Below are 7,447 nucleotides of genomic sequence, written 5' to 3'. Positions count from 1 at the left end.
GCCAGAAGCAACGGGTCGCCCTGGCGCGTGCGCTGTATGGCGGGCCGCGGCTGATCGTGCTGGATGAACCCAATTCCAACCTCGACACCGTCGGTGAGGCCGCGCTGGCCAGCGCCATCGTGCAGATGAAGGCCCAGGGCAGCAGCGTGATTCTTGTCACCCACCGCTCTTCGGCCCTGGCCCAGGCCGACAAGTTGCTGGTGCTCAACGAAGGCCACCTGCAGGCGTTTGGGCCGAGCCAGGACGTGCTGCGCGCGTTGTCCGGCCAGCAAGAGACGCCGAAGGAAAAAACCGGCGTCAGTTTCAGTCGTCAGTATCAAGCCGGAAGGAATCCAGGCGCATGAGCATGCTTACTGTTGAACAACGCGACGCTGGTTTCTTTGTGCGCATGGGCTGGTGGCTGACGGTGCTCGGCGCCGGTGGGTTCTTCCTCTGGGCCAGCCTGGCGCCGCTGGACCAGGGCATTCCGGTACAGGGCACCGTGGTGGTCTCGGGCAAGCGCAAGGCGGTGCAGACCTTCAGCCCCGGTGTGGTCAGCCGGATTCTTGTGCGTGAAGGTGAGACGGTCAAACAGGGCCAGCCGCTGTTTCGTCTCGACCAGACCCAGAACCAGGCTGATGTGCAATCGCTGCAAGCGCAGTACCGCATGGCCTGGGCCAGTGTGGCGCGTTGGCAGAGCGAACGCGACAATCGCGCCGTCATCGTTTTTCCCGCCGAGCTCAGCGCCACTCCCGACCCCGCGCTGGCCTTGGTGTTAGAAGGCCAACGCCAACTGTTCAGCAGCCGCCGCGAAGCCTTGGCCCGTGAACAGGCGGGGATTCGCGCGAATATCGACGGCGCCAGGGCGCAGCTCAATGGCATGCGCCGCGCGCGTAGCGACCTGACCGCCCAGGCCCAATCCCTGCGCGACCAACTGAGCAATCTGCAGCCCTTGGCCGACAATGGCTACATCCCACGCAATCGCTTGATGGAGTACCAGCGCCAGTTGTCCCAGGTGCAACAGGACTTGGCGCAAAACACTGGCGAAAGCGGCCGCGTGGAGCAGGGCATCCTCGAATCGCGGCTCAAACTGCAGCAGCACAGCGAGGAATACCAGAAGGAAGTGCGCAGCCAACTGGCCGACGCGCAACTGCGCAGCCTGACCCTGGAGCAGCAACTCACGTCCGCCGGGTTCGACCTGCAACACAGCGAAATCAACGCACCGGCCGATGGCATTGCGGTCAACCTTGGCGTGCACACCGAAGGTGCGGTGGTGCGCGCCGGAGAAACCTTGCTGGAGATTGTGCCCCAGGGCACGCGGTTGGAAGTCGAGGGGCATTTGCCGGTCCACCTGGTGGACAAGGTCGGCACCCACCTGCCAGTCGATATTCTGTTCACCGCCTTCAATCAGAGCCGTACCCCGCGTGTGCCGGGAGAGGTCAGCCTGATTTCCGCCGACCAACTGCTCGACGAAAAAACCGGCGCGCCGTACTACGTGCTGCGCACCACCGTCAGCGAGGCCGCGCTGGAAACACTCCACGGCCTGGTGATCAAGCCAGGCATGCCCGCTGAGATGTTCGTGCGTACCGGCGAGCGCTCGTTGCTCAATTACCTGTTCAAGCCGCTGCTCGACCGCGCCGGATCTGCGTTGACCGAGGAATGAACATGAAACCGTTGTTCATCGCCTTGCTGTTGAGCTGTGCGCCTGCCCAGGCCGCCATGGGCCCGTTCGATGTGTACGAACAGGCCCTGCGCAACGATCCAGTGTTCCTCGGCGCGATCAAGGAGCGCGACGCCGGCCTGGAAAACCGCACCATCGGCCGCGCCGGGTTGCTGCCGCGGCTGTCCTACAACTACAACAAAGGGCGCAACAATTCCGACGCGCACCTGCCTGACGGGCGCGGCGGCAGCTATCGCGACGAGCGGAATTACAACAGCTACGGCTCCACCTTCAGCCTGCAGCAGCCGCTGTTCGACTACGAAGCCTATGCCAACTACCGCAAGGGCGTGGCCCAGGCGCTGTTTGCCGATGAAAGTTTTCGCGACAAGAGCCAGGCGCTGTTGGTGCGGGTGCTGAGCTATTACACCCAAGCGTTGTTCGCCCAAGACCAGATCGAGATTGCCCGCGCCAAGAAAAAGGCCTTCGAGCAGCAGTTTCAGCAGAACCAGCACCTGTTCCAGCAGGGCGAGGGCACGCGCACCGACATCCTTGAAGCCGAATCGCGCTATGAGCTGGCCACCGCCGAAGAAATCCAGGCGCTGGATGAACAGGACGCCTCGTTAAGAGAGTTGGGCGCGTTGATCGGCGTGCAGAGCGTCAACATCAACGACCTCGCGCCGCTGAATCAGCGTTTCGCCGCCTTCAGCCTGACGCCGGCCAACTACGACACCTGGCACGAGTTGGCGATCAGCAACAACCCGACGCTGGCCTCGCAACGCCAAGCCCTGGAAGTGGCGCGTTATGAAGTGGAGCGCAACCGCGCCGGGCACCTGCCGAAGATCACCGCGTATGCCAGTTCGCGCCAGCAGGAGTCCGACAGCGGCAACACCTACAACCAGCGCTACGACACCAACACCATTGGCGTCGAAGTCAGCCTGCCGCTGTATGCCGGTGGCGCTATCTCTGCCTCCACGCGCCAGGCCAGTCGCGCCATGGAGCAGGCCGAATACGAGCTGGAAGGCAAGACCCGTGAAACCCTGATCGAACTGCGTCGCCAGTTCAGCGCCTGCCTGTCGGGCGTCAGCAAGCTACGCGCCTACCAGAAAGCCCTGGCCTCGGCCGAGGCGTTGGTGGTGTCGACCCGGCAAAGCATCCTCGGCGGCGAGCGGGTCAACCTTGATGTGCTCAACGCCGAGCAGCAGCTCTACAGCACCCGGCGCGACCTGGCCCAGGCGCGTTACGACTACCTGATGGCCTGGACCAAACTGCACTACTACGCCGGCAACCTGCGCGATACCGACCTGGCGCAAGTCGATGAGGCATTTGGGCCGGTGCGCAACCAGCCGTAGCGCCACCTGGGGCGTCATTGCGCTTTCTCGACAAGTCCAACAACAGAGAGGCACTACCGATGGGTATCTTTGATTATAAAAACCTCGGCACCGAGGGTTCCAAGGCGCTGTTCACCGATGCGATGGCGATCACGTTGTACACCTACCACAACCTGGATAACGGCTTTGCCGTGGGGTATCAGCACAACGGCTTGGGCGTTGGCTTGCCGGCGACGCTGGTCGGTGCATTGCTTGGCGGTTCCGACTCCCAAGGCGTGATTCCCGGTATCCCGTGGAATCCCGACTCGGAAAAAGCCGCCCTGGAAGCGGTACAACACGCCGGATGGACGCCGATCAGCGCGAGCACCCTGGGTTACGGTGGCAAGGTCGACGCCCGAGGCACGTTTTTTGGCGAAAAGGCCGGCTATACCACCGCGCAGGTCGAGGTGCTGGGCAAGTACGATGACGCGGGCCGTTTGCTCGAAATCGGCATCGGCTTTCGCGGTACGTCGGGGCCGCGGGAAAGCCTGATCAGCGATTCCATCGGTGATCTGGTCAGCGATCTGCTCGCCGCCCTGGGCCCCAAGGATTACGCGAAGAACTACGCCGGCGAAGCCTTTGGCGGTTTGCTCAAAACGCTTGCCGACTATGCCGGCGCCCATGGCCTGAGCGGTTCCGACGTGGTGGTCAGCGGCCACAGCCTGGGCGGGCTGGCGGTCAACAGCCTGGCGGAGTTGAGCGACCAGCAATGGTCGGGGTTCTACACGGACGCCAACTATGTGGCCTATGCCTCTCCGACCCAGAGCGCCGGCGACAAGGTGCTGAACATCGGCTATGAAAACGACCCGGTATTCCGTGCGCTGGACGGTTCATCCTTCAACCTGTCGTCCTTGGGCGTGCATGACAAACCCCACGAATCGACCACCGACAACATCGTCAGCTTCAACGATCACTACGCCTCGACGCTGTGGAACGTGCTGCCGTTTTCCATTGCCAACCTGCCGACCTGGGTGTCGCACTTGCCCAGCGGCTATGGCGACGGCATGGCCCGGGTTCTCGGATCCGGATTCTATGAGCAGATGAGCCGGGACTCTACGGTGATCGTCGCCAACCTGTCCGATCCGGCGCGGGCCACAACCTGGGTGCAGGACCTCAACCGTAATGCCGAGCCGCACAAGGGCAACACCTTCATCATCGGCAGCGACGGCAATGACCTGATCCAGGGCGGTAAGGGCGCGGACTTCATCGAAGGCGGCAAAGGCAACGACACCCTCCGCGACAACAGTGGCCATAACACTTTTCTGTTCGGCGGGCAGTTTGGTCAGGATCGGGTGATCGGCTATCAGTCAACCGACAAACTGGTGTTCACGGATGTGCAGGGCAGCCTGGATTATCGCGAGCATACCAAGGTGGTGGGTGGCGATATGGTGATCAGTTTTGGCGCGGATTCGGTGACGCTGGTGGGCGTGAGCAATTGGTCGGGGGAGGGTGTCGTGATCGGTTGAAACCGCGTTGGCACGCGGTTCAAAGGGTGGGAGCCGGCGGGCTCCCACATGTTTGATCGGGAGCGACAGGGAAGGATCAGTCTTCCTTGCGAACCGTGGCCACATCGCCGGCTTTGACGCGGATGTGCTTGCCAGCGATGTCGGTGAATTCATAGAAACCGTCGGCGGTATTGGTCTTCGGTATGTCTTTGGTTAAATACTGCGTGCCATTTTGTAATGTCACTACGGTTTGCGTCGCGCAACCGGCCAATACCAGAAAAGTGAGTGCAACCAGTGGCAGCCCCAAATTCTTCATGCTCATAACCCTTACCTTAACCCTGAAAAGTCCCGCTGCCTGCGGCTGCGGGCCATAAATGTTACGCGATCAACTCCCCCATCTGATCACTTTTATGCAAAAAGTTGCGTGCGCCATTTATCTATTACCGATTGCAACAACGCGTCTACGACGGCACTCTGTATGCATAACCAGTATTTGATCGCTGCGTACCATGGCCGACCCCCTCGAAGACCCCCTGTATTACCTGCATAACTTCCGCCAGGTGCTCGATTGGCTGGGGCAACGCTATGCCGATTTGCTCGATGCTGACGAAGCGCATTTCATTCAGCAATTCGACAGGTTGCCGCAGGCGTCCCAGGCATTGCTGGTGCGCATGGTGATGCGCAAGGGCGTGCATTTTCGCGCGGGCAAGCTCAATTACCTGGAGATCGGCTGCCCCCATGCTGCGGCGCGCCCGCTGAAGGCATTGGGTTGGATCGATGATCAGTGCCTGCTGGGTTTTGACGAACTGTTTGGGTTGCTGCAAAAGCGCGAGGTGCTGGGTGCGTTCCAGCCATGGATCGACCAGCCCAAGGGTAAGAAGGCCGACTGGCTTGAGCAGTTGGCGCCGCAGTTCACTGAGCAGCGCCGCTTTGCGCACTGGTGCCCCGAGCTGGATGACGTGCTCTACAGCCTCACCGTGATGGACTTGTGTGATCGCCTGCGATTGATGTTCTTCGGCAACCTGCATCAGGACTGGTCGGAGTTCGTGCTGGCGGACCTGGGTATCTACACCTACGAAAAGGTCGAGTTTTGTGCCGAGTCCCGCGGTTTGCGCAGCCGCGATGACGTGCAGGGGTTTCTGTTCCTGCACCAGTGCCAGCAAGCCTTTGAGTCCGCACAGGCGCTGGACGGCGTGCTGGCGCAGATCGCCATGTTGCAGACCGACAACCCTTGGCTGGAAAAACGCCGGGCCAAGCTGTTGTTCCAGGTCGGCCAGTATTGCGAGCGCAGTGCCGAGTTGGCGCTGGCCGAGCAGATCTACCGCGCCTGTGCTTATCCTGGCGCACGCTCACGCTTGATTCGCGTGCTGGAGCGCCAGGAAGACTACGCCCAGGCCATGGCCCTGGCATGCGCCGCCCAAGAGGCACCGGAAAGCCCTGCCGAGCAGCAACACCTGCTGCGTGTGTTGCCACGCCTGCGGCGCAAGTTGGGCGCGCCGGCCTTGCCCAAGGTCAAGCCGCGCGAAGTCACGCGCCTGGACCTGGCGCTGCCACTGCCGGAACCCTTGATGTCGGTGGAGTATTGCGTGCAGGCCCATCTGAGCGAGCCCGACGCGCCGGTGTACTACGTGGAAAACGGTCTGATCAATTCGCTGTTCGGCCTGTTGTGCTGGGAGGCGATCTTCGCGCCGCTGCCGGGGGCGTTTTTTCACCCGTTCCAGCGCGGGCCGGCGGATCTGCACAGCGAAGACTTTCATCAGCGCCGTGCGTCACTGTTCGCCGCCTGTTTCGAGCAACTGCGCGATGAACGCTACAAAAACACCATCCGCCAACGCTACGTGGACAAGTGGGGCATCCAGTCACCCTTTGTCTTCTGGAACCTGCTCAGTGAAGAGCTGCTGGAGCAGGCCTTGGAGTGCTTGCCCGCCGAACACTTGCACTACTGGTTCGAGCGGCTGCTGCTGGATATCCGCGCCAACCGCGCCGGTATGCCGGACCTGATCCAGTTCTGGCCCGCCCGGAAAACCTACCGCATGATCGAAGTCAAAGGCCCTGGCGATCGCCTGCAAGACAACCAACTGCGCTGGCTGGAGTTCTGTGGCGAGTACCAGATGCCGGTCACTGTCTGCTATGTGCGCTGGGCGCAGCCCGCTTGAGTTACACCGTGGCGGTGCGCGCCCTGTGTGAGTTCACGGCCAAGGTCGGCGACCTTGACCTGCGCTTTACACCGTCGCCCAGCGCCCAGGAAGGCATCGCCGGTCATCGCACGGTCGCCTCCCGGCGCAGTGCGCATTACCAGAACGAAGTGGCCCTGGAAGGCGAATACGAAGCGCTCAAGGTGCGGGGCAGGGCGGACGGTTACGACCCGGACAGCAACCGCCTCGAAGAGGTGAAGACCTATCGCGGCGACCTCGACGCCCAGCCCGCCAACCATCGGCTATTGCACTGGGCCCAGGTCAAGGTCTACGGCTGGCTGATGTGCCAGAAGCTCGGGCTTGCGCACATCGATCTGGCGCTGGTGTATTTCGATATCGTTGGCGAGGGCGAAACCTTGCTGAACCAGCGCTTTGCGGCCACCGATCTGCAACAGTTCTTCAACCAGCAATGCGCATTGTTTCTCGGTTGGGCGCGCCAGGAGATGCAGCACCGCGACGCCCGCAACCGCGCCGCGCAGACCCTGACGTTCCCTCACAGCGACTTTCGCCCCGGCCAGCGCTCCCTCGCAGAGTCGGTGTACAAGGCCGTCAGCACCGGACGTTGCCTGATGGCCCAGGCGCCCACCGGCATTGGCAAAACCGTCGGCACGATCTTCCCCATGCTCAAGGCCTTGGCCCCCCAGCAATTGGACAAGGTGTTTTTCCTCACCGCCAAGACCCCGGGCCGCAAACTGGCCCTCGACGCCGCGCAAGTGCTGTACGCCAGCAGTCCCGAGTTGCCGCTGCGCGTGTTGGAGCTGGTGGCGCGGGACAAGGCCTGCGAACACCTGGACAAGGCCT

At 62.1% G+C, this 7,447-nt stretch carries 6 protein-coding genes and 1 pseudogene; 6 read left to right on the top strand and 1 reads right to left on the bottom strand.

The window, feature by feature from the left end:
- The 4 genes and pseudogenes from L9Z73_RS21575 to L9Z73_RS21560 form a co-directional block, all read left to right on the top strand.
- A pseudogene (locus tag L9Z73_RS21575) lies at nt 1-344 on the top strand (type I secretion system permease/ATPase); the annotation flags it as partial.
- Nucleotides 341-1,642: an HlyD family type I secretion periplasmic adaptor subunit gene (locus L9Z73_RS21570; RefSeq protein ID WP_247405219.1), complete on the top strand. Its 1,302-nt coding sequence runs from the start codon at nt 341-343 to the stop codon at nt 1,640-1,642. The pseudogene L9Z73_RS21575 and the gene L9Z73_RS21570, both read left to right, overlap by 4 nt.
- A 2-nt stretch (nt 1,643-1,644) precedes the next feature.
- On the top strand, nt 1,645-2,988 hold the full coding sequence (locus L9Z73_RS21565; RefSeq protein WP_247405216.1) for a TolC family outer membrane protein: 1,344 nt from the start codon (nt 1,645-1,647) through the stop codon (nt 2,986-2,988).
- Between the two features lie 59 nt (nt 2,989-3,047).
- Nucleotides 3,048-4,472, top strand: coding sequence for a polyurethane esterase (locus L9Z73_RS21560; RefSeq protein WP_247405214.1), 1,425 nt, complete (start codon nt 3,048-3,050; stop codon nt 4,470-4,472).
- Between the two features lie 76 nt (nt 4,473-4,548).
- On the opposite strand, the gene L9Z73_RS21555 is transcribed toward L9Z73_RS21560, so the two are convergent.
- Nucleotides 4,549-4,773: a YgdI/YgdR family lipoprotein gene (locus tag L9Z73_RS21555; protein WP_247405211.1), complete on the bottom strand. Its 225-nt coding sequence runs from the start codon at nt 4,771-4,773 to the stop codon at nt 4,549-4,551.
- A 187-nt stretch (nt 4,774-4,960) separates the two neighbouring features.
- Here L9Z73_RS21555 and L9Z73_RS21550 point away from each other — a divergent pair, with 187 nt between their 5' ends.
- Entirely contained in the window at nt 4,961-6,607 is a 1,647-nt protein-coding gene (locus L9Z73_RS21550) for a VRR-NUC domain-containing protein (RefSeq protein ID WP_247405209.1), read from the top strand.
- Nucleotides 6,604-7,447 (top strand): DEAD/DEAH box helicase (locus L9Z73_RS21545; RefSeq protein WP_345894179.1); only part of this gene is annotated, 844 nt, incomplete at its 3' end. The genes L9Z73_RS21550 and L9Z73_RS21545, both read left to right, overlap by 4 nt.

The sequence above is a fragment of the Pseudomonas emilianonis genome, from assembly GCF_023072625.1.
Lineage (GTDB): Bacteria > Pseudomonadota > Gammaproteobacteria > Pseudomonadales > Pseudomonadaceae > Aquipseudomonas > Aquipseudomonas paraveronii.
Note: the sequence above shows the minus strand (reverse complement) of the source record. Positions and strands in the feature narration are given on the sequence as shown.